The following is a 20430-nucleotide window of genomic DNA, read 5'->3' on the forward strand; positions in this document are numbered from 1 at the left end:
GCTAACACCACTCTCAAAGCCATCATCTAGTGGACAGTCCTGTCGTCGAAGCCAAATAGGTCAGGCTCATTGCGTCGATGCAAGGCCCTTTGGCGCTGGATGATGTCATAAATGGTCGGCGATGCAAGCCGGTACTTGCGAACCAGCTCGGGCGGCTGGATGTTGCGATCCCGCCAGTCACTGAAGATTGAGGCGTCTCTCATAGCTTTCTTCAGTGCGTCGCCCCGCGGGAGGTAGACCACTGCTCCCCCCATGGTGTCACAGATAGCAAATACGACCGCCCGAGCCATTTCAGGCACCACATCCTGGTTCTTCACCAGCGGCCGCAGACCGGCTTCTGCGACATCAACCATCTCCTTGAGCGTCCCTTCCCATTTATGCACGACCGCAGGGTCCGCCATGTGAGCCAGCACCTTGGCCGGATCGAGCTTGTCTGTGTCATCCTCGAACAACTGCTCATTGCTCATTGCGACCTCCCGTGGCGCTGCGCGTCATAGGTCAGTGCTGCCACTATCCCGCCAAGTTGTTTGGCATCCAGCCATTCGACTCGTTCGACCTGGAACATCCGTTTTGCCATGCCATCGGCGTATTCCAGCGGCCTGTCGGCGTCGGCCAGGAGCGCATTGACCTTCCCAACCAGTTTTTCCCGGCCCTGGGCAACATTCGAAACAGTACGGCCTTTGCTTTTTGGTTTTGGCGTCGACTGCCATCCAAGTCTTTCAAACTCAGCGAGTACAGCCGCAGCCTGCCTCGGGCCGATGTCCTTTGCCGAACTGATACCCGCTACGCGCTTGAGCAAGGCCCGGTAGGTTTCGTCATCAAGCCCAAGGTCTTTCTTTGCAATGTGGATCTTCGATAGCTGTAAATTGCGTCGATTCATCTTCTCCTTTCCCCTCAACTTCCTAGGCAGCTCATCAGTACCCGGACGCCACACCGGGTAGACAGCCCCGGTTGCCCGAGGCTGTTTCGCTTAGTGAATGGTCGGGTTGAGGGCCAGTTTCTCGCGCATCGCCTCGCAGACCTCGCAAGTGCAAGGGCCGAGATGGCGAGTGGTGCCGCTCAATGGGATTCGGTCGATGAACCGGGCGCCTTTAAGCATTGCAGAGACGATTTGGCCGGCGCGGCTGTTGTCCAGTTGGACCGCGTTATCGAGAGAGATAGAGACGCCATCGGCGCTGTCTTCGATGGTGAGATGGAACTTTGCCATTCTGATGATTCCTGCTGTGGTGTATTGGTTTTTGATGTTTGATGGGCGACGGGTCAGTGCAATGTCGATGGCAGAGTTGCCGCGAAGATACTCGCGATATCCAGAGGGATAGCCGCGTACTGATCTGAGTCGCCAATCCGCTCATACACCCGGATATAGCTCTTGGAACCAACCACCTGGACAGCCTCACCAATGGCCTGCATCGCGCGCTGCCATCGTCCGTCCTTAATATCTAGCCTGCGCAACCCCAGCACCCGGCCGGTGCTGATCTCGCCCGACTTGTCGGTGCGGAAAGCTTCATTGACCAGGACGCGAACTTCACTGCGTGCATCCTGGGTCCACTCTGCTGCGCACTCATCGATCAGGGCGCGGGCAGCTTGCAGGCGCTCGTCAAACTTAATCGAGTCCTGGACTGCGTGAATGACTTTGTAACGACCGTCAAACGTCAACAGCGTTACATTGCCTTTTTTGCCGCCAATCGCTGCGTTGTACTGCTCGGCAGACATATCGACGAATGCCTTGATGTCACCAAAAGCCGATGCTTTGAAAGCGGCGAGCGCCTGGGAAAGTACCTTTGCCTTATCAACAATTTCAGTTACCAACTGATCACGTGCCAGGTCGATAGGCTTGATCAAGTCGAGCGGGACCAGATGTCCCTTTGCGTCTTTGCGAAAACCGTCTGGAATAACCATGCTCTTTACTGCTCCATATTCGTTTCAAACTTGGGATTACGCTGCTTCAGGCCGTCCAGGATCTCCCCGATCCGGCGCCGACCTTCTGCGCGCTGTGACTCTGTTAGTTCCGGTTTAGGCAATGCCTGCCGGTCCTCCCGAGTCGGTATTTCTCTGATCAAAGCGGCCGGTGCGGGCCACCTCTCACAACTTGCAAACAATGTTTCAAATGCGGCCCTGATTCGTTTTGCATCCGTTTCGTCGGTCCAGCGCCTTGCCTTTCTCAAGGCCACCATCCAGACATCGAGCGTGAGGGTAATGGCGTCGGCAGCAGGTGCACCGTCGAGGCGTAGAGCAACTAACCCCGAAAGCCCGGCGATCACCTCGCGCTCTAGCCAGTCACCCGCCATTCAATCGCCCCTGCAATGCGGCCAGAGCTGCCGTTGTCTGGCTCGGCCTGGCGGCCAAGAGAGGCTTGCTCATGCTTGGGTCAGGCAAGATGGCGACTGAAGTCGATTCGCCTTGCCACTGGCTCATGACCTGGTACAGCCATCCGTGGCCCTTGAGAGGCGTCGTCAGCCGGCCAGAGTCCCGAGCTGCCAGCGTTTGTTCAATCGCCCATACCCAGCAGGCTGATGGTGCGTTGAACACAATCCCGTTGCGCTCGATGCGCTGGGCCTGAACGTCTGGCAGCAGCTCGTTGAGCAACTTCCCGACTCGGTCCATCGTCAGCTCACGCGTCTCAGGTCGAAACAGGCCAACATAACGCACCAGGGCGTTGCCGAGCTGGCCGGACAACTTGAACGCCGCACCCAACGCGTCACGGGCGCCGTCATGCGCAATCAGCGCGTCCAGGCTAAGTGTCGTTCCACAGTTAGGGCATCGAGTACGCATCACTGCACCCTCCGTTTTTGCACTTTCGCAAGTTCGTCCGCGCGGATCTTGGCAAACTTGTATGTTTCAGAAAACCCGACGCACCGCTCTCCTATATAGAGCCGAATCAAGCTCCGACCGGAGATATAAATCTGAACGACAGGCAATTGAGGCTGAACAATCTCAGTGGACAGTTGCATTTCCGACACCTGCACAATTGGGGTTGTTGGGGCAGTGCTGACACGCTCGCCAGTGCATCATTGCCTGCGGGTTATGAGTGGGTGCCGACCTTTCGCGATAGTTTTGGCACTTCTCTATCGTCAGCACCTCCCCCAAGGCGACACAATCAATCCGCCCAAGTGCTTCAATCACTCGGCGTTCAACACCTTTGGTGCTGGGGCTGCTGTACTTATTTTTGAGCACCAGGCTGACCGCTGTACGACTGATACCAACACGCTCTGCTGCCCGCGTATGGTTTGTTTCACCAACTTCAGCCGCCAGCAGGCGAATGAACAACGGCGGATTACTTCCCCAACTCGAAATATCAACCTGGCTCATCACGCCAACTCCAGTTCAGCCCGCTGCAAGAGTTCGGGGTCCGGTCCGTTAAGACCTTTCGCCAGAAACTCGGCCAGCAATTTTTTCAACCTGGCGTTCTGCTCCTGCATATCATTTGACGGAGAGGACTCTCCTGACACGCCACCTGCCTCAACACTGGAGAAAGTCACCCTATTCAGGTTCGGATCGAATACTTGCATCGAAGTAGTACGCTGAATAATTGGATGACGCGGACCAGACGAGAACTCAGGTTTGAGCCTAAACGTCGCTGGGCCTTGGCCTTCGGTATCACTTTTAATCAGGTACCCAGCACGAGCCAAGGACCAGAAGTAGTTGAGCGCATAAGCCTGAGCGACTTTAACTTCACCGACGCTAGCCATCTCGGCCGCTTGAGCTGCGGTCATCTCCCCCCCCATGATGCGAAGGGTGCGCCACAAATTCTCCAGACCGGCGCCGTGGTTGGTGCGCTTACCTGCAACGTTTACCCTTGGGTGTTCTGCCCCCTCGTCGCGAACAAGACGCCATCGGTGGTCGCCGAACTCCCCCTCACCATCCACCAACTCAATGAGGGCGGCTTTATTGAGTGCTCGGATGTAAGTTTTTACGCTGCCTTCAGTTTGCCCAGAGATTCGGGCAATGGCATTGGCGGTAAAACCATTACGATTATCCCGGACAGCCTCCCACATAAACTGGCGAGGTTCTTTACCGCCAATCAAACGTAGCTGAGTCGACTTACCCATTAGCGAGTCCTCCGGGCGGGAGCCTCACCGTTGTCCCATCCACGCGATCCCCAAGCGGCAAGGTCGACCTTCTTCAACATACGCGCTCCAGCTTCCGACTGAACCCGGTACAAATTGACTGCCGCACGGCGAAGGCAGCCACCCGTAGCCCGGTTAAGGTCCATAAGCAAATCGTCTTCGATTTTCAGATCTGGATAGCTGGCGGTGGCTAGTTGCTTCAAATCATCCAGGGTCGCAGCCTGTGCAGGAACCCACTCCAGAACGCGGTTATGTAGACGTTCCAACTTCGACAGAGATGCCGGGACACGTTCTTCGCCAATGAGAACAATTGTTCCTTGGCTCGCGTTGTAGATATCCGTGAGAACGTTCGCTGCGGCCTTGTCGAGCAGATATTGAACATCGTCAATAATCAACGGGCGGTCTGATGCCGTGAGCTGCACCGCGATCTGGTCAACCATTTCCGACATTGTCCGGGAAGGATGTACTGACATCTCCCGTAGCACTGATTGTAGAAATGCCTTTTTGCTCCAGGTATCACGGCACTCCACGTAATAGGCACGGTGCATATTCGCTGCAAAGGCTGCTGCGGCGCTCTTGCCGAATCCGCTAGGGCCATACATTGTTACAACGCCGGGCAGCCCGGCCGGTCGGTTCTTGGCACGCTTGATCGCACCGGCAAGCAAGCCCACATTGGTCAATGGAACGATTTTGGTTACACTCATTGTGTTGTCTCTCCTTAAAGACGAGCTGGCAGGCTCGTTTACTGCTGTAAAGCGCGGGACTCACCCCACGCGTTGAAACACTTCTTGCATCGCTGTGAAGTCCGGGTGGTCGGGATACAACTCCCACCACCTGGCTTCATCAGCGCTCAATTCTTCCCCTGACTTCACGCGCTCATCGAGCTTCATCCACAGCCGATACCGGGCGACGTCATCGCTTGGAACAACAAACTTCGGTAGGTCCTGTTCCAAGGCCTGGGCGTACTCTTGAGCTATCGTCAGTTGCTCATGACTTAGGGTTGCCGACGGTCGACTGGTTGGAGCAATCATTTCCACGCGGTGACCCGTCAACGTTTCAAGCTTGTCCATCGAGCGCTTGACTTGCCCCTGCTCACGCTTGGCCCTGCTCCGCTCGACCAGGCTCATCGGCATGTAATCCGCAGCATTACCATCCAACAGCGCTTCGCCGATCAACTCACCGTCTAACGCGTATGCCCAAACACGTGCAGCATCTCTAACGTCGTATGCCAACCGTATTTCTTGTCCGTGCAATGCCCGTAGGTCGTCGAGGAAATATGTCTCGTTCAGCCACTGGATTTCCCCGCGATGGGTCTTCCTGACCACCTGCGGGCGCATCAGCGACTCAACCATTTCCGGTGTTGCAACCATTGGTTTCCAGCCCAGCTCAATCGCCGACTGCCACGCTTCATCTGGGCTCGGATAGCGCTGAACTCCAGTAAGAGGGTCACGAAACTTTTTCAAACCCCGATGGGGGGTCCTGTTGTAAGTCTCAATTTCGTTCTCGATGCCGGCCATAAACTCTGCGAAGGTAGGCATCAATCGCGTGGCACCTTGCTCCCGGAGTTGCTTTCGCCCAAGACGGTGCACGCGGGTTCCCGCGTGCTTATCCATGTCGGCCCCGATGTAACTCGTCAGTTTTTTAGCCGCTCGAACCCATATGGTCTGGTGCCCACGTTCACTCAAGCCGCGAGCCTGGCTGTTGTAAGGAATCGAGTGCTGCATAGTTCCGCCGAGCCGGTCGACTACTTCGCGGACCATGTCGTTATCAAAGCCAGAGCCGTTGTCGACATAAAAGATGCCAAACATGCACTTGCGCACCGCATCCCTCAGGGCATCCAGAACCCCAATTGCAGACTCGGCTTCGCCAACAGAGATACCGACAACGCGACGTGTAGCCACGTCCAGAACCGTTGTGATTTCTGGCCTGTACGGCTTTCCTGTCAGCGGGTTGATGACTTCAGCATCGAACTTGTGGCCGTCGGCGGTATACACGTCACCAGGGAACAAGTTCTTGGTGGAGCGTCGGCGGAATGGCTTCAGTGATTTGAGTTCCTGCGGGCTCATACGCCCAACATTCAGGGCCTCTGGCGATAGTTTTTTCAAAAATCGCTGAACCGCATGAATGCTAGGACGTTGCCCTTTCCAAGCAACTGAAAACTCGGCATAGCTTGCGGCGACACTCGGTTTAGTTGGCCGCTGATAGCACCGCAGAAACGCTGTAGCCCAATCAGGAATGTCCATATTTGCGCGCTGACGCAATGGGGCAAGTGCCATTTCGTCTCGGCCTGCCGAGCGCCAAGCTGAAAGCCACCGTTTGAGGGTGCGTTCAGATAGGGCACGGCCTTCAGTTTTCCGGTCATTTGCCAGCTCGACGCGCTCTTGCAGGTAAGGCGAAAGCTCATCGTACAGAGCGTGCTTGACTAGCGTATCGATGGCAGTTTTCTGTGAAACGAACTCCATCAGACGTTCGATTTCACGGCAGAAGGCCAATCGAGCCAACATGACTGTGCGCTGCTTGTCGTTGAGCCGGGATGATGTTTTCTCGCTGCGCTCATCAGTTTCGAGGGCGGAACCCACCGGCTGGTCGTCATCACTGCGCTGAGCAACGGACCTAGCCAAGATTGCTGCTTGGGTTTCCCCAGGCAGATCGGCGAAGCGGTACTCGATGGCCTTGGTGCCAGCACGTTTACGGCCTTCCCAGTCCGCTTTTCCACGGATCTGGATTGCCCTTTCTGTGCCGGGCATACCTGGCAACCCCGCAAGCTCGCGGGCGGTGAACCAGCCAAGTTGATTGTTCATCTATCCGAACCTGTTATGTGTTCTTGGTAATAAGCGTTAGACTTCTAGCCGTTTTCCGAAGGTGGCTCGCTACGAGCGCTTCGTTGCCTGTTAGGAGTGCCGTCGCTATTCCAGCGGTCAGGCCAAACCTGCTCAGGCTTGAGCCCGATAGCTTTGGCAATGGCCGTCTCCATCCTTGGATAAGGACCACGCTTTACGTTGTGCAGGGCGTTACGTTCGACGCCTAGCTGTCGGGCAAGCTTCGACAGGGAGGTGCCGTGAGCGCGGAGCTGGAACTTGATCCACTCCCAACGCAGTGCCGGATCCTTCGGAATTCCGTTAGCTGGTTTCATTTTCTGTATCCATAGCCACTGAAAAAGGTGGTTTTTTTGAGGGTTCTAACGTTCCCTTGTGAATAAGCTAGTCGTTTTCAGAAAGCATGACAACAGAAAACAGAAGATTCTTAGCCGTTTTTTGGCATTGCCATTACGGAAAATGACGCAATTCATTGTTTTATAAACAGTTTTTCGGAAAGCGAAATTTCGGATTGCCCGATAAACGGCATTTCGCTTTCCCCTCACTGGAAACCGAAATGTCCGAGACTGATATCCAGGCATTCGCCAAGGCCTTGGGAGAGCGCATCAGAACCTGCGCAGGCCGAGCAGGGAGCGGTGAAGAGCTATCCCGTAGGACAGGGATACCTAGAAGCACGCTGGAGTCGTATCTGAACGGCGAGAGTGAGCCCAAGGTGTCTCGCCTAGTGTCGATTGCGCATGCTGTTGAGGCTGATATTGAGTGGCTTGCAACGGGCAAGCTCCGCCAAGTGGCCACTGACGCAGCAACAGAAGATGACGTGTACGCGTACATCCCTCTCTACGACGCCCACATCAGCCAAGGCCATGGCTCGTGGACCGATGGGGCGCGTGTACTCACGAAACTGGCATTTACGCGCTACAGCCTGCGCAAGAAGGGGCTTTCACCGGAGACACTTGCAGCGGTGAGAGTGGATGGCGACTCAAACGAACCGATCCTGGGTGACGGGGATACGGTCATGGTTGACCTCAGCCGTAATGTGCTCCAGGGCGAGGCGTTCTATGTAATCCGCCTGGATGACCTGCTCTACGCCAAGCGGCTGCAACGGCTCTATGATGGGGGCGTCAAGATCATCAGCGCCAATTCAGCATACGAAGCAATGACAGTCCCGCCAGGCCGGCTGAGTACGTTACACATCATCGGCCGTGTAGTCTGGGCAGGCGGTTGGATGATTTGAGGCCTGGATGCCAAAGAGCCCGCTAAACACGGGCTCTTTTCTCTTCCACTACATTTTCTCTCTTCGCGCCTCTTTGGCACTCATAATCATGCCTTGATTACCTCTAGCCCTAGTCTTTCCGGGCTTTTCCGGCCTCTTCCCGCTTCTTCCCTCTCCCTTTCGCTTAGTGCCATACACAACACCCCCTCACAGTGAACTGCGAATCCTCCACGCAGTTGCTGCTGCGCCAGGACCTGGACCTGACCATCGTCACCCGCAAGCCCGGCGACGAAGTCGGCCAGTTGCTGCGCCAGGAACGCCTGGTCTGGGCCGAGGCGCAGAACGCGGCGATCCATGAGCAGAATCCGCTGCCGCTGGCGATGGACGGCATGACCTGCTTCTGCACGCAATGGGCCTGCAATGCCCTCGATGCCCGTGGCCGCGACTACCGGCTGGCCTACAACTGCCCGAGCCTGTCGACGATCATGGCGGTGGTGAATGTCGGGCTGGCGATGACCGCCCAACTGGAAAGCCTGGTCCCCCAGGACTGGCGCATTCTCGGCGAAGCCGAGGGCCTGCCGCAGTTGCCCCTGCTCAACATCATGCTGGTGCGCCACCCGAACAAGCCCTCGCCGATCACCGAATGCCTGGCCGAGCACATCATCGAAGGCTTCAAGCCTTGAAGCCGAGCAGCAGCGCGCCAATCACCAGGTAGAGACAGAACAACGCGCGCAACACCCTCTCTGGCAGGGCATAGGCCATTTTCACGCCCCAGCTGATACTCAGCAGGCCGCCAACGGCCATCGGGATGCCCATGCGCCAGTCCACTTCGTTGTGCACGGCGTAGGTCACCAGGGTCACGCCGGTGCTGGGCAGCGCCAGGGCCAGCGACAGGCCCTGGGCCACCACCTGTGAAGTACCGAAGACGATGGTCAGGAACGGCGTCGCCACCACGGCGCCACCAACCCCGAACAGCCCGCCCATGGCCCCGGAACCGGCGCCCAGCACGGCCAGCCACGGCCAGGGATGGCGCATCTGCGCCGATACCGCGGAGGGCGCCATGAACGACCGCACCAGGTAGAACACCGCCAACGCCAGCAGGAAGCCGACAAAACACAGACGCATGCTGCGCGGTTCCAGGCCTACCGCCCACAGCGCACCGAACCAGGCGAAGCAGAAACTCGTCACCACCAGGGGCAGGGCGTGTTTCAACTGGATACGGTTGCGCTGGTGATAGCGGTACAAGGCCAGCACCACGTTCGGCACCACCATGACCAGGGCCGTGCCCTGGGCCATCTGCTGATCCAGGCCGAACAGGATACCCAGCACCGGAATCGCGATCAGGCCGCCGCCGATCCCGAAAAGGCCGCCCACGGCCCCCATCGTCACCCCCAGCAGCAGATACTCGATCAACTCAATCACAACCACCTCCCAGCTCGATGGACTGCATGCTACGCAGTCGGCTCTGGCACGGAAACGCACAACAACGCACAATGGCTTTGCCAATTACGCACAGGCAAAGTTCATGAACCCTACCAGCCTCACCGATCAACTCGGCCTGTTTCTCGATGTCCTGGAAGCCGGCAGCTTCTCCGCCGCGTCCCGGCGCCACCCGCTGACGCCCTCGGCGGTGGCCCGGCGGATCGACAGCCTGGAAGCCTCGGTCGGCTCGCGCCTGTTCATCCGCAGCACCCATGCGGTAAGGGCCACCCCCGCCGGGCTGGCGTTTGCCGAACGGGCCCGGCGGATCGTCGCCGAACTGCGCCTGGCCCGGGCCGAAGCGGTATCGCTGAGCAACGCCCCGGAAGGCCTGATCCGCATCGACGCTCCCGCCGCCTTCGGCCGCCGTCACCTGGCCCCGGCCATCGCCGATTTCCTGGTCGAATACCCGGGGCTCGATGTGCAACTGCACCTGATCGACAGTTTCGTCGACATGCAGGGCTCCAACCTGGGCAAGGTCGACCTGGTGCTACGGGCCGGCCAGATGGCCGACACCCGCCTGGTCGCCACTCCCCTGGCCAGCATCGTGCGTATCGCCTGCGCCAGCCCGGCCTATCTCAAGGCACGCGGTACGCCCCTGCGCCCCGACGACCTGGGCCGGCACGACGGCCTCGACTGGGATGCCCTCGCGCCGCCGATGGCCTGGCGCTTCGAGCAGGACGGCCAGATGCAACTGCACCGCCCGTCGCGGATCCGCATGACCTCCAACAACGCCGAGGCCCTGCTGTCCGGCGCCCTGAGCGGCCTGGGCGTGGCCCACCTGCCGACCTGGCTCAGCAGCGAGTACCTGTTGCGTGGAGAACTGCTGCCACTGTTTTGCGACAACGGCCTGCCAAAGCCGGAAACCTCCGGCATCTATGCGTTGCGCCTGGATCAGCCGGCCAACTCCCGCAGCCGCCTGCTGCTGGAGTTCCTCAAGAGCCGCTTCAGCCCGATCCCGCCCTGGGACCTGGCCCTGCAAAGCGGACTGGGACGGCACTGACGGGGAAAATTCCCTGGCGCATTAAAGATTCGCCCGCTAGATTCAACAGACGTGACACACAAGGCTTCAGTGATGAACAGCACTACCGACAACTGTGACGACCTGCTCCTGGACAATCAGGTGTGCTTTGCCCTGCACTCCACCTCATTGTTGATGACCAAGGTCTACAAACCCTTGCTCCAGGCGTTGAACCTGACTTATCCACAATACCTGGCGATGATCGTACTCTGGGAACAGGACCGCCTGACCGTAGGTGAAATCAGCAACAGGCTGCTGACCGATCCCGGCTCGCTGACCCCGCTGCTCAAGCGGCTCGAGGCCGAAGGGCTGTTGAGCCGGACCCGCAGCAAGGAGGATGAACGCGTGGTCATCATCGAACTGACCGACGCCGGCCGCGCCCTGCGCGACAAGGCCCGGGGCATTCCGCAATGCATCCTGGCCGCCGGCGGCGGCTCCATGGAGCGCCTGCGCGCCCTGCAGGCCGAACTGCTCGCCCTGCGCGGCCATCTGCAGGACAGCCTCTAGGCCCACTCCCCCCACGGTGGCGAGCCCGCCCGTCACCGCTGCCTCCCCCCAAACACAGCACTGGCATACAAGCCGACGCGTTCGGCTGCCGCGACAATTTCACTCGTAGCGCCGCTGCTCCCGGACGGCCCCAAAGCCTGCGAGCAATTTTTTTGAAAATTTATCTTGCACGCTAAATATTTGCGCAGTACATTTAAACCGTACTTAGTTAGCGCGCAAACATTTAGCGCAAATCAATCATCTGAAATGACGAGGTCTACCATGAAAGCTCTCTATACCGCAGTTGCAACCGCCACCGGTGGCCGTGATGGCCGTGCGATTTCCAGCGACAACATCCTCGACGTGAAACTCGCCACGCCGAAGGAACTCGGCGGTGCCGGTGGTGCAGCCACCAACCCCGAGCAACTGTTCGCCGCCGGCTACTCGGCCTGCTTCATCGGCGCCCTGAAGTTCGTCGCCAGCCAGAGCAAGCGGCAGATCCCGGCTGACGCCTCGATCACCGCCCATGTCGGCATCGGCCAGATCCCTGGCGGTTTCGGCCTGGACATCGACCTGCACATCAGCCTGCCAGGCCTGGAACAGGCTGACGCACAGAGCCTGGTCGATGCAGCCCACCAGGTCTGCCCGTACTCCAACGCCACCCGTGGCAACGTCGACGTCCGCCTGCACGTCACCGTCTGACCGAACCGCCCACCAAGGAGTCGTACATGAACACTTTCAGCAAGGTCCTGACCGGTACTCTGCTCGCGCTGTCCGTCCAGGGAGCGTTCGCCGCCGAAAACGCCGGTATCGAGCACAACACCCAGGCGTTTCTCGATGCACTGAATGCCGGTACCGGCAAGCCGATGGAACAGATGACGCCAACCGAGGCCCGCGCCGTGCTGTCCGGCGCGCAGTCGGGGGTGAAACTGACCCTGCCGCGCACCGACATCAGCCAGAAGACCATCCAGGTCGACGGCCAGCCGCTGCAACTGACCATTGTCCGGCCGGCCGGAGTCAAGGGCACCTTGCCCGTGTTCATGTACTTCCACGGTGGCGGCTGGGTGCTGGGGGACTTCCCCACCCATGAACGGTTGGTGCGCGACCTGGTGGTGGGTTCCGGAGCGGCCGCGGTATTCGTCAACTACACGCCGTCCCCCGAGGCCCACTACCCCACGGCGATCAACCAGGCCTATGCCGCGACGAAATGGGTCGCCGAGCATGGCAAGGAAATCGGTGTCGACGGCAAGCGCCTGGCGGTGGCCGGCAACAGCGTCGGCGGCAACATGGCGGCCGTGGTCAGCCTGATGGCCAAGGACAAGGGCACACCGGCGATCAGGTTCCAGCTGCTGCTGTGGCCGGTGACCGATGCCAGTTTCGAGACGGCGTCCTACAACCAGTATGCCGAGGGTCACTTCCTCAGCAAGAACATGATGAAGTGGTTCTGGGACAACTACACCACCGATGCCGCGCAGCGCAACGAGATCTACGCTTCGCCGCTGCGGGCCACCACGGCACAACTCAAGGGCCTGCCGCCGGCGCTGATCCAGACCGCCGGGGCCGACGTGCTGCGCGACGAGGGCGAGGCCTACGGGCGCAAGCTGGATGAAGCCGGCGTGCCGGTGACCAGCGTACGCTACAACGGCATGATCCACGACTTCGGCCTGCTCAACGTGGTCAGCCAGGTACCGGAAGTCCGCTCGGCCCTGCTGCAGGCCTCCGGGGAACTCAAGCAACAACTGAAGTAAGCGCTGTCACCGTGGGCCTTCGGCGATGTCGAGGGCCCGTTCGCAGGCAAGCCTTGCTCCTACAGGATCTGCGTCGAAGTCGAACTTCAATGACACCACGGATCCTGCAGGAGCAAGGCTTGCCTGCAAAGCTTTTTGCCCCCAAAGCAAGCCCCGGCGAACAGGCATAAAAAAACCCGGAAAGCTCCGGGTTTTTCATGTGACATCGAGCAATTACTTCTTGCTGCGACCCTTGAAGGAGTTGTCACGGGTGTCGATATCGATCCACTCGTCGATCTCGATGAAGTCGGCCACCTGGATCTCGGTGCCGTTGGCCAGCTTGGCAGGCTTCATGACCTTGCCCGAGGTGTCGCCACGAGCAGCGTTCTCGGTGTAGACAACCTGACGGCTGATGGTGGTCGGCAGTTCAACCGATACGACTTTCTCTTCGTACATGGTCAGCGCGCAGACGTCCTGCATGCCTTCCTCGATGTACGGCAGAACGGCGTCGATGTCTTCGGCGTTCAGCTCGTACATGGTGTAGTCGGTGGTGTCCATGAAGGTGTAGGAGTCACCGCTGATGAAGGACAGGGTCACTTCCTTGCGATCGAGGATGACGTCGTCCAGCTTGTCGTCTGCAAAGTAAACGGTTTCGGTCTTGTAACCGGTCAGCAGGTTCTTCAGCTTGGTCTTCATGATCGCGCTGTTGCGACCCGACTTGGTGAATTCAGTCTTCTGAACCAGCCAAGGGTCGTTGTCGATACGCAGCACGGTACCGGGTTTCAGTTCTTTACCAGTTTTCATTGCGAATATCCGAATTTGGATGGGATGTACAAAAATCTAGGCCGCATATCATATCGAACTTTGGCGAAACTGTACCAGCGCTGTCGACAGATCGGTCCGAGAAGCCTGTTCCTGACACCAGCGCTCGGCGTGCTCGGCCAGTTCGCGCTCGTATTGCAACAGCCCCGACCAGGCCGTCGCCATGTCGCCCGCGGTGTTCCAGGCCCGCCACCAGCCATTGAACGCATCGCGCGCCGAGTCCGACAAACCACGGGTATAAAGAGCGAGAAAGGCCTCCAGCTTCTCCAGGTGCACGTCCTCTTCCTGCCGATAGATATGCCAGAGCAACGGCCGGCCGGCCCACTGCGCCCGGACGAACGAGTCTTCGCCGCGAATGGCGTTGAAATCGCAGCTCCACAGCAGTCGATCGTAGTCCTGCTGGGGGACGAACGGCACGACCTGTACCGTCAGCGCACCCCGTACCTGGCTGTCACCGACTTCCAGGCCAGAGACACCCAGCCAGCCCCGAACATCCGCCAGCACCCGGCCCTCCGGCACCAGCAACCGGGTCGGCCGGGTGTCGGCCGCCAGCGCCTCGAGCCAGCCGGCCACCGCCGGATTCTCGTAGGCGAACAGCGAAATCAGCCGCTCGCCATCACTCACCTCCACCCCGAGGCCCCGCAGGAACTCGCGCCGCGCCGCGGGATCGGCCTGAAAGGCCCGCCGCTGTTCCAGCAAGCCGGCCTCGCGCAGCAGGCCGCCGGTGCCCGGCAAAAATCCCGGGAAAAAGAAATAACGCTGCACCTGCCTGAACTTCAGCGACGGCAGGCCATGGCAGCCGATTACCCAGTCCTCGGCACTCAGGTAGTCCAGGTTCAGCCAAACGGGGGCCACCGACCGCCGGGCCATCGCCTCCATGTACGCCTCGGGCAACTGGCAGGCGAAGGCCCCGATCACCACATCCGCCGCCTCCACCGGCGGCCATTCGGGCGACCAGTGGCGCACCTCGACCCCCTGCTGCAACTGCCGCGGGCAGTCGATATCGATCTGCGGGCACAGCCGCTCGAAGGCACGCAGATCGTCGACCCACAGGCGCACCGCCAACCCGTGCTCCGCCACCAGTTGCCGGGCCAGGCGCCAGGTCACGCCGATATCGCCGTAGTTGTCGACGACGGTGCAGAAAATATCCCAGTTGGCCGGCATGCAAGGGCTCCGTTTGGCAAAGGCGTCGATTGTCCGCGCAAATCCATCTGCGCAGAAGAGTCCACGTCGATTAATCTTCATGGGACAATTGCAGCCTGCACCGACCCAACCGCCAGGAGGCCGCCATGCCTTATCGCCCACAACCGCCGCGCCGCTTGTATGTCACACTCAATCCACTGCAACTGACCGGCAGCATCGCCCTGGGCATCTGGCTCGGCTTCGTGGCCCTGGCCCTCACCGCCTGGCTGCTGGCACGGGTGTTCATGCCCCAGCCGCTGGCACCCCTGGCCGATGCGGCCCGGCAACTGGGCCAGCCCACGGCCCCGACCGCGCCCGCTGCGCCACAGGCACCGGGCGACTCGACGCAGATGTTCGAACAATACAAGGAAAACCTGCGCAAGAACGAAGAGCAGCAGCGCCTGGACCAGGCCCGCAACAGCTATCGCAACCTGTCCAACCCCAAGTGCCAGTTCTGGCTGCAGCAGGACCAGACCGCCCCCAGCGACAAGAGCCGGGCCAACGTCCTGCAGTTCTGCAATTGAACGGGTTGGGCTGCGTGGACAAGCAGGCGATTCATCAGCGCATCGTCGACACCCTGGCGGTCGACCTCGATGTCCTGCAGCGGGCGGCGCAAACCGCCTACGAAGCCGCCACCCATGAAGAGAATGTCGCCGAGAACAAGTACGACACCCTCGGCCTGGAAGCGTCCTACCTGGCGACCGGCCAGGCCCGGCGCACCGAAGAGATCCGTCAGGCCCTCAAGCGCTGCCGGGAACTGCCCCTGCGCCCCTATGATGAGCAGGTCGGCATCCAGCTCGGCGCCCTACTGACCCTCGAAGCCGAAAACGGCAGCGAACAATTGCTGTTCCTGGCCCCGGACGCCGCCGGTTTGAAAGTGGAATGGGAGGGGCACCTGATCACGGTGATCAGCCCGCGCTCGCCCCTGGGCCAGGCGCTGCTGGGCAAGCTCGACGGTGACGAGGTGCAGATCGCCGTCGCCGGGGTCCGGCAAAACTACTGGGTGACCCGCGTCAGTTGAAGCCGCGCCCTACTTGGCCGCCGCCATCAGGCGGTTGACCTCGCTGCGCACCATGCTGGTGTATTCCGGCGGCGACAGGGTATCGAGCTCGGCGCGCACCCACTCCGCCCACTTGCCCTTGCGCTTGGCGCGCTCGCCGAACAGCCGCGCGGCCTCGCCCTTGGCCTTGCCCAGATTGCTCTGCCAGAGTTCGAACAGGCGTGACTTCTCATCCTCGATGGCGGCCCGCTCGGCCAGGGACTTGTTAGCCAGATTGAAGCTCATTGGAAAATCCTGCGGTGCAAATAGAGCTGTATCTTACACTGTCGCTGGCAACATCCGACCGGGGATTTTCGCTCGCCCCACGGGTGACAGGAAAAATTTGCAACTTTCCCCGCTCCGTTCGACTCCCATTGTTCAGAGCCTCATTCACTTGCAAAGGAATATCGCCATGGCCCGTAAATCCGCCGTACAAGCCGCCGAAGACCAGATCAAGGACCAGGCCTTCAGCGAGTTGCAGGCGCTGATCCAGGAATCGGAAAAGCTGCTCAAGGACAGCGCGACACTGGTCGGCGAAGAAGGTGAAAGCCTGCGCGCCCAGGTCAGCCAGAAACTCAAGCAGGCCCTGGACTCGGTCACCCATGTGCGTGAAACCACCCGTCCGGTGGTCGAGGCGACCGAGACCTACATCGGCGGCCACCCCTGGCAGACCGTGGCGATCTCCGCCGGGTTCGGCCTGGTGGTCGGTCTGCTGCTGGGCCGCCGTTCCTGACCGGCCCGCCCCACTCACTGTCGAGCTGGCCTAGTACCCGGCCAGCTCGCGCAACTGCCGCGCCGCCTCCACCGACAGTTCTATGCCATGCGCCAGCGAGGTGGCCCGTTGCTGGTGCCGCCGGTCACCGGGCAGGCGCTGCAGACCCACGCCATGCATCTGGCTGACCAGTGTCTGGCTGCGCTCGGCGAAATCCCTTCCGGCCGAGCGGGCGGGATCGATGACGATGATCAGTTGCCCGGTCCAGGGCGTCTTGGCGCCCGGGTGCCGGGACCAGTCGAACTCGAAGGAAAAATTCCCGCCGGTCAGGGCCGCCGCCAGCAGCTCGACCATCATCGACAACGCCGAGCCCTTGTGCCCACCGAACGGCAGTAGCGCCCCGCCGTCCAGGATCGCCTTGGGATCGCAGGTCGGTCGTCCCTCACGATCCACGCCAACGCCGGCCGGCAGCTGCTCTCCCTGGCGTGCGGCGATCTGCACGTCGCCATGGGCCATGGCGCTGGTGGCCAGGTCGAACACAATCGGGTCGGCGCCGGCCCGGGGGGCGGCAAAGGCGATCGGGTTGGTGCCGAACAATGGCCGTTCGGCGCCATGGGGCACCACGCAGGTCATCGAATTGACCACGCTCAGCGCCACCAGGCCTTCATAGGCGAACGGCTCGACATCCGGCCAGAGCGCCGCGAAGTGGTGGGAATTACGAATGGCCAGCACCGCGATCCCGGCGCTGCGGACCTTCTCCAGCAACAGTTCGCGGGCCGCGGCCAGGGCCGGCTGGGCAAATCCGTTGGCGGCATCGACACGCACGAAGCCCGGCGCCACGTCCTCGACCACCGGCACCGCGTGGCCATCGACCCAGCCACTGGCCAGCGTCGAAACGTAACCCGGCATGCGAAACACGCCGTGACTGTGGGCACCATCGCGCTCGGCGCTGGCGCAGTTCCCGGCCAGCACCCGCGCCACCTCCGGCGAGGTGCCGTGGCGCTCGAAAACCTGCTGCAAAAGCACAACCAGATCAGCGTAGGAAATGTGTTGAGTAGCCGTATCGCGTGGTGCAGACATCCGAGACTCCGATTCCGATTGGTTTTATTGGAAGAACGAGAGAAAGCGGTACCAGGGCAGGCGTCGGCACTATCGAACGACCAGCGGGAGGCTGTCAAATGGCGAGAAAATAACTGTACACACTCCTGTAACCATAAGTGTCACATCACTGTGCACAGTAAATCCCTGCGCACCATAAAGTGACAGACCCTCATTCGATCACGGCGATAACGCATCACTCCGAATATCTGCACAAAGCAAAATAGCTGTTCGATCGGTCAACTTATAGTTCTTTAATTTCATGTAGTTAGTAAACAAAAAGAAGAAAAAGAAATTAGCGGGAAATTTTATAGATCGGAAACTGGCACAAAACTGGCTTAGCTCGACAGCGAACTTGTATACAACTTAACCTAAACCTACATACAAAAAGCTCGCCGAGCGCCGCCCCGCCACCCTGCGGGACCTCAGCCCGGAGCCAGGAGCCAGCCGGAATGCCTACCAGTCTCTCGTCACACGCCGCACTGGATCTTCCCGTCTCATCGCTCGACCCCAACACCACCGCCCTCAGTCCGCGCCTGCACAACCCGGATCTGGCGCCGACCCGGGTCGAAGGCCGGCGCTGGGGCGGCTACAGCATCTTCGCCCTGTGGACCAACGATGTGCACAACATCGCCAACTACTCCTTCGCCATCGGCCTCTATGCGATGGGCCTGGGCGGCTGGCAGATCCTGCTGTCGCTGGGTATCGGCGCGGCACTGGTGTATTTCTTCATGAACCTCTCCGGCTTCATGGGCCAGAAGACCGGCGTGCCCTTCCCGGTGATCAGCCGGATCAGCTTCGGCATCCATGGCGCGCAATTGCCGGCGCTGATTCGCGCGGTGATTGCGATTGCCTGGTTCGGTATCCAGACCTACCTGGCCTCCGTCGTCTTCCGGGTGCTGCTGAGCGCCATCCACCCGGGCTTTGCCGACTATGACCACAATTCGATTCTCGGCCTGTCCACGCTTGGCTGGGCCTGCTTCGTGATCATCTGGTTCGTGCAGTTGGTGATCCTGGCCTACGGCATGGAAACGGTCCGCCGCTACGAAGGTTTTGCCGGGCCGGTGATCCTGTTCACCATGGCCGCCCTGGCCCTGTGGATGTACAGCCAGGCCGGCGCGACCATCGCCTGGTCGATCCGCGAGCCGCTGAGCGGCACCGAGATGTGGCGCAACATCTTTGCCGGCGCGGCCCTGTGGCTGTCGATCTACGGCACGCTGATCCTCAACTTCTGCGATTTCGCCCGCTCCTCGCCAAGCCGCCGAACCATCCTGGTCGGCAACTTCTGGGGCCTGCCGGTGAACATCCTGATGTTCGCCGCCATTACCGTGCTGCTCTGCGGCGCCCAATTCCAGATCAACGGCAAAGTGATCCAGAGCCCCACCGACATCATTGCCTCGATCCCCAACACCTTCTTCCTGGTGCTCGGCTGCCTGGCGTTCCTGATCGTCACCGTGGCGGTGAACATCATGGCCAACTTCGTCGCCCCGGCGTTCGTCCTCAGCAACCTGGCACCGCGCCTGCTGACCTTCCGCCGCGCCGGGCTGATCAGCGCCGCGATCGCCGTGCTGATCCTGCCGTGGAACCTCTACAACAGCCCGCTGGTGATCGTTTACTTCCTGTCCGGGCTGGGCGCCCTGCTGGGCCCGCTGTACGGGGTGATCATGGTCGACTACTGGTTGCTGCGCAAAGGCCGTGTCGACGTACCGGCGCTGTACAGCGAAGACCCGGCCGGCCCCTACCACTACAGCCATGGCATCAACCTGCGGGCGCTGGCGGCATTCATTCCGGCCGCGCTGATCGCCATCGTGCTGGCCCTGGTCCCAGGGTTCGACAGTGTCTCGCCGTTCTCCTGGATGTTCGGTGCCGGTATCGCCGGGCTGCTCTACCTGCTCATTGCCAGGCGCGACATCCATTACACCGAGGTCAGCGGCGCCGCGATCGCCGTCGACAACCCCAGCCACTGAACATACCGGCCCGCCTCAGGCGGGCCTCTCCCCTGCCGAACAAGGATTGCCCCATGCGGATTCTGATCGTCAACGTCAACACCACCGCCTCGATCACCGAGGCCATTGCCCGCCAGGCCCAGGCCGTCGCCGCGCCGGGAACCGAAATCGTCGGTCTGACGCCCTACTTCGGCGCCGACTCGGTGGAGGGCAATTTCGAAAGCTATCTGGCCGCCATCGCCGTCATGGACCGGGTGCTGGCCTACGACCAGCCCTATGACGCGGTGATCCAGGCCGGCTACGGCGAGCACGGCCGCGAAGGCCTGCAGGAGCTGCTCGACGTGCCGGTAGTGGATATCACCGAAGCCGGCGCCAGCACGGCGATGTTTCTCGGCCATGCCTACTCGGTGGTCACCACCCTCGATCGTACCGTGCCGTTGATCGAGGACCGCTTGAAGCTGGCCGGGCTCTATCAGCGTTGTGCCTCGGTGCGGGCCAGTGGCCTGGCGGTGCTGGAACTCGAGGAAGACCCGCAACGGGCGGTGGATGCCATCGTCCGGCAGGCCGAGCGGGCCGTGCAGGATGACAAGGCCGAAGTGATCTGCCTGGGTTGCGGCGGCATGGCCGGCCTCGATGAACAGATCCGCCAGCGCACCGGCGTCCCGGTGGTGGACGGCGTGACCGCCGCGGTAACCCTTGCCGAATCGCTGGTGCGCCTGGGACTGTCGACCTCCAAGGTGCGCACCTACGCCAAGCCGCGGCCGAAGCAGATCATCGGCTGGCCCGGGCATCTGCGTCGTTGACAGCTTAGCCTCCGAGGGG

At 60.6% G+C, this 20430-nt stretch carries 26 protein-coding genes, 1 other RNA gene and 1 pseudogene; 11 read left to right on the forward strand and 17 right to left on the reverse strand.

Annotation, left to right across the window (positions count from 1 at the left end):
• Positions 1–26: 26 nt before the first annotated feature.
• The 12 genes from PF66_RS13140 to PF66_RS33935 form a co-directional block, all read right to left on the reverse strand.
• On the reverse strand, positions 27–467 hold the full coding sequence (locus PF66_RS13140) for a Mor transcription activator family protein (RefSeq protein ID WP_054062935.1): 441 nt from the start codon (positions 465–467) through the stop codon (positions 27–29).
• Positions 464–880 carry a gp16 family protein gene (locus PF66_RS13145; RefSeq protein WP_054062936.1) on the reverse strand — a complete coding sequence of 139 codons (417 nt, stop codon included), beginning with the start codon at positions 878–880 and terminating at the stop codon, positions 464–466. Before PF66_RS13145 ends, PF66_RS13140 begins: the two co-directional genes overlap by 4 nt.
• A gap of 21 nt (positions 881–901) precedes the next feature.
• An RNA gene (locus tag PF66_RS32015) (hammerhead ribozyme type II) lies at positions 902–972 on the reverse strand.
• Positions 971–1207: a hypothetical protein gene (locus tag PF66_RS13150; protein ID WP_054062937.1), complete on the reverse strand. Its 237-nt coding sequence runs from the start codon at positions 1205–1207 to the stop codon at positions 971–973. The genes PF66_RS32015 and PF66_RS13150 overlap by 2 nt, the downstream gene beginning before the upstream one ends.
• Before the next feature lie 53 nt (positions 1208–1260).
• The gene (locus tag PF66_RS13155) at positions 1261–1899 is read right to left on the reverse strand and encodes a DUF3164 family protein (RefSeq protein ID WP_054062938.1); all 639 of its coding nucleotides are present in this window, start codon (positions 1897–1899) and stop codon (positions 1261–1263) included.
• Between the two features lie 5 nt (positions 1900–1904).
• Positions 1905–2288: a hypothetical protein gene (locus PF66_RS13160; RefSeq protein ID WP_054062939.1), complete on the reverse strand. Its 384-nt coding sequence runs from the start codon at positions 2286–2288 to the stop codon at positions 1905–1907.
• Positions 2278–2772, reverse strand: coding sequence for a hypothetical protein (locus tag PF66_RS13165; protein ID WP_054062940.1), 495 nt, complete (start codon positions 2770–2772; stop codon positions 2278–2280). Before PF66_RS13165 ends, PF66_RS13160 begins: the two co-directional genes overlap by 11 nt.
• 162 nt (positions 2773–2934) lie before the next feature.
• Positions 2935–3309: a hypothetical protein gene (locus tag PF66_RS32020; RefSeq protein ID WP_081009843.1), complete on the reverse strand. Its 375-nt coding sequence runs from the start codon at positions 3307–3309 to the stop codon at positions 2935–2937.
• Positions 3309–4049, reverse strand: a complete 741-nt coding sequence (locus tag PF66_RS13175) for a hypothetical protein (RefSeq protein ID WP_054062942.1) — start codon at positions 4047–4049, stop codon at positions 3309–3311. The genes PF66_RS32020 and PF66_RS13175 overlap by 1 nt, the downstream gene beginning before the upstream one ends.
• Positions 4049–4771, reverse strand: coding sequence for an AAA family ATPase (locus PF66_RS13180; RefSeq protein ID WP_054062943.1), 723 nt, complete (start codon positions 4769–4771; stop codon positions 4049–4051). Before PF66_RS13180 ends, PF66_RS13175 begins: the two co-directional genes overlap by 1 nt.
• 60 nt (positions 4772–4831) lie before the next feature.
• Entirely contained in the window at positions 4832–6868 is a 2037-nt protein-coding gene (locus tag PF66_RS13185) for a Mu transposase C-terminal domain-containing protein (RefSeq protein WP_081009844.1), read from the reverse strand.
• Between the two features lie 44 nt (positions 6869–6912).
• Complete coding sequence (locus tag PF66_RS33935) at positions 6913–7200, reverse strand: helix-turn-helix domain-containing protein (RefSeq protein ID WP_081009845.1); 288 nt, start codon at positions 7198–7200, stop codon at positions 6913–6915.
• Between the two features lie 239 nt (positions 7201–7439).
• On the opposite strand from PF66_RS33935, the gene PF66_RS13190 reads away from it, so the two are divergent.
• Both PF66_RS13190 and PF66_RS13195 read left to right on the forward strand, forming a co-directional pair.
• Positions 7440–8117, forward strand: a complete 678-nt coding sequence (locus PF66_RS13190) for an XRE family transcriptional regulator (protein WP_054062944.1) — start codon at positions 7440–7442, stop codon at positions 8115–8117.
• A 185-nt stretch (positions 8118–8302) separates the two neighbouring features.
• A pseudogene (locus PF66_RS13195) lies at positions 8303–8779 on the forward strand (LysR substrate-binding domain-containing protein); the annotation flags it as partial.
• Here the strand turns inward: PF66_RS13195 and PF66_RS13200 are convergent.
• Positions 8769–9518: a sulfite exporter TauE/SafE family protein gene (locus PF66_RS13200; protein ID WP_054063122.1), complete on the reverse strand. Its 750-nt coding sequence runs from the start codon at positions 9516–9518 to the stop codon at positions 8769–8771. The pseudogene PF66_RS13195 and the gene PF66_RS13200 sit on opposite strands and share 11 nt — an antisense overlap.
• A gap of 103 nt (positions 9519–9621) precedes the next feature.
• Between PF66_RS13200 and PF66_RS13205 the strand changes: the two genes are divergently transcribed.
• The 4 genes from PF66_RS13205 to PF66_RS13220 all read left to right on the forward strand — a co-directional run bounded on the left by PF66_RS13205 (position 9622) and on the right by PF66_RS13220 (position 12830).
• On the forward strand, positions 9622–10578 hold the full coding sequence (locus PF66_RS13205; RefSeq protein WP_054062945.1) for a LysR family transcriptional regulator: 957 nt from the start codon (positions 9622–9624) through the stop codon (positions 10576–10578).
• Positions 10579–10650: 72 nt separating this feature from the next.
• On the forward strand, positions 10651–11103 hold the full coding sequence (locus PF66_RS13210; RefSeq protein WP_054059750.1) for a MarR family winged helix-turn-helix transcriptional regulator: 453 nt from the start codon (positions 10651–10653) through the stop codon (positions 11101–11103).
• Between the two features lie 261 nt (positions 11104–11364).
• Entirely contained in the window at positions 11365–11784 is a 420-nt protein-coding gene (locus tag PF66_RS13215) for an organic hydroperoxide resistance protein (RefSeq protein ID WP_054059751.1), read from the forward strand.
• Positions 11785–11810: 26 nt separating this feature from the next.
• On the forward strand, positions 11811–12830 hold the full coding sequence (locus tag PF66_RS13220; protein WP_054062946.1) for an alpha/beta hydrolase: 1020 nt from the start codon (positions 11811–11813) through the stop codon (positions 12828–12830).
• A 213-nt stretch (positions 12831–13043) separates the two neighbouring features.
• Here the strand turns inward: PF66_RS13220 and efp are convergent, their stop codons facing one another.
• Positions 13044–13613: an elongation factor P gene (gene efp / locus PF66_RS13225; RefSeq protein WP_017905681.1), complete on the reverse strand. Its 570-nt coding sequence runs from the start codon at positions 13611–13613 to the stop codon at positions 13044–13046.
• A gap of 48 nt (positions 13614–13661) precedes the next feature.
• Positions 13662–14795 carry an elongation factor P maturation arginine rhamnosyltransferase EarP gene (gene earP / locus PF66_RS13230; protein ID WP_054062947.1) on the reverse strand — a complete coding sequence of 378 codons (1134 nt, stop codon included), beginning with the start codon at positions 14793–14795 and terminating at the stop codon, positions 13662–13664.
• Between the two features lie 125 nt (positions 14796–14920).
• Between earP and PF66_RS13235 the strand changes: the two genes are divergently transcribed.
• Together PF66_RS13235 and PF66_RS13240 are read left to right on the forward strand one after the other, a co-directional pair.
• Positions 14921–15337 carry a hypothetical protein gene (locus tag PF66_RS13235; protein ID WP_054059754.1) on the forward strand — a complete coding sequence of 139 codons (417 nt, stop codon included), beginning with the start codon at positions 14921–14923 and terminating at the stop codon, positions 15335–15337.
• A 14-nt stretch (positions 15338–15351) separates the two neighbouring features.
• Positions 15352–15834: a GreA/GreB family elongation factor gene (locus PF66_RS13240; protein WP_054063123.1), complete on the forward strand. Its 483-nt coding sequence runs from the start codon at positions 15352–15354 to the stop codon at positions 15832–15834.
• A 9-nt stretch (positions 15835–15843) separates the two neighbouring features.
• Here the strand turns inward: PF66_RS13240 and PF66_RS13245 are convergent, their stop codons facing one another.
• On the reverse strand, positions 15844–16098 hold the full coding sequence (locus PF66_RS13245; protein WP_010447072.1) for a hypothetical protein: 255 nt from the start codon (positions 16096–16098) through the stop codon (positions 15844–15846).
• 166 nt (positions 16099–16264) lie between these two features.
• Here PF66_RS13245 and PF66_RS13250 point away from each other — a divergent pair, with 166 nt between their 5' ends.
• Entirely contained in the window at positions 16265–16585 is a 321-nt protein-coding gene (locus PF66_RS13250) for a DUF883 family protein (RefSeq protein ID WP_054059755.1), read from the forward strand.
• Positions 16586–16615: 30 nt separating this feature from the next.
• Here the strand turns inward: PF66_RS13250 and PF66_RS13255 are convergent, their stop codons facing one another.
• Complete coding sequence (locus PF66_RS13255; protein ID WP_054062948.1) at positions 16616–17644, reverse strand: Ldh family oxidoreductase; 1029 nt, start codon at positions 17642–17644, stop codon at positions 16616–16618.
• 470 nt (positions 17645–18114) lie between these two features.
• Here PF66_RS13255 and PF66_RS13260 point away from each other — a divergent pair, with 470 nt between their 5' ends.
• Both PF66_RS13260 and PF66_RS13265 read left to right on the forward strand, forming a co-directional pair.
• A complete protein-coding gene (locus PF66_RS13260; protein WP_054062949.1) occupies positions 18115–19629 on the forward strand; it encodes an NCS1 family nucleobase:cation symporter-1 in 1515 nt (504 codons plus the stop codon).
• A 53-nt stretch (positions 19630–19682) separates the two neighbouring features.
• Positions 19683–20411, forward strand: a complete 729-nt coding sequence (locus PF66_RS13265) for an aspartate/glutamate racemase family protein (RefSeq protein WP_054061240.1) — start codon at positions 19683–19685, stop codon at positions 20409–20411.
• The last annotated feature ends 19 nt before the right edge of the window (positions 20412–20430 follow it).

Source organism: Pseudomonas asplenii, from assembly GCF_001293465.1.
Classification (GTDB): Bacteria; Pseudomonadota; Gammaproteobacteria; order Pseudomonadales; family Pseudomonadaceae; genus Aquipseudomonas; species Aquipseudomonas fuscovaginae_B.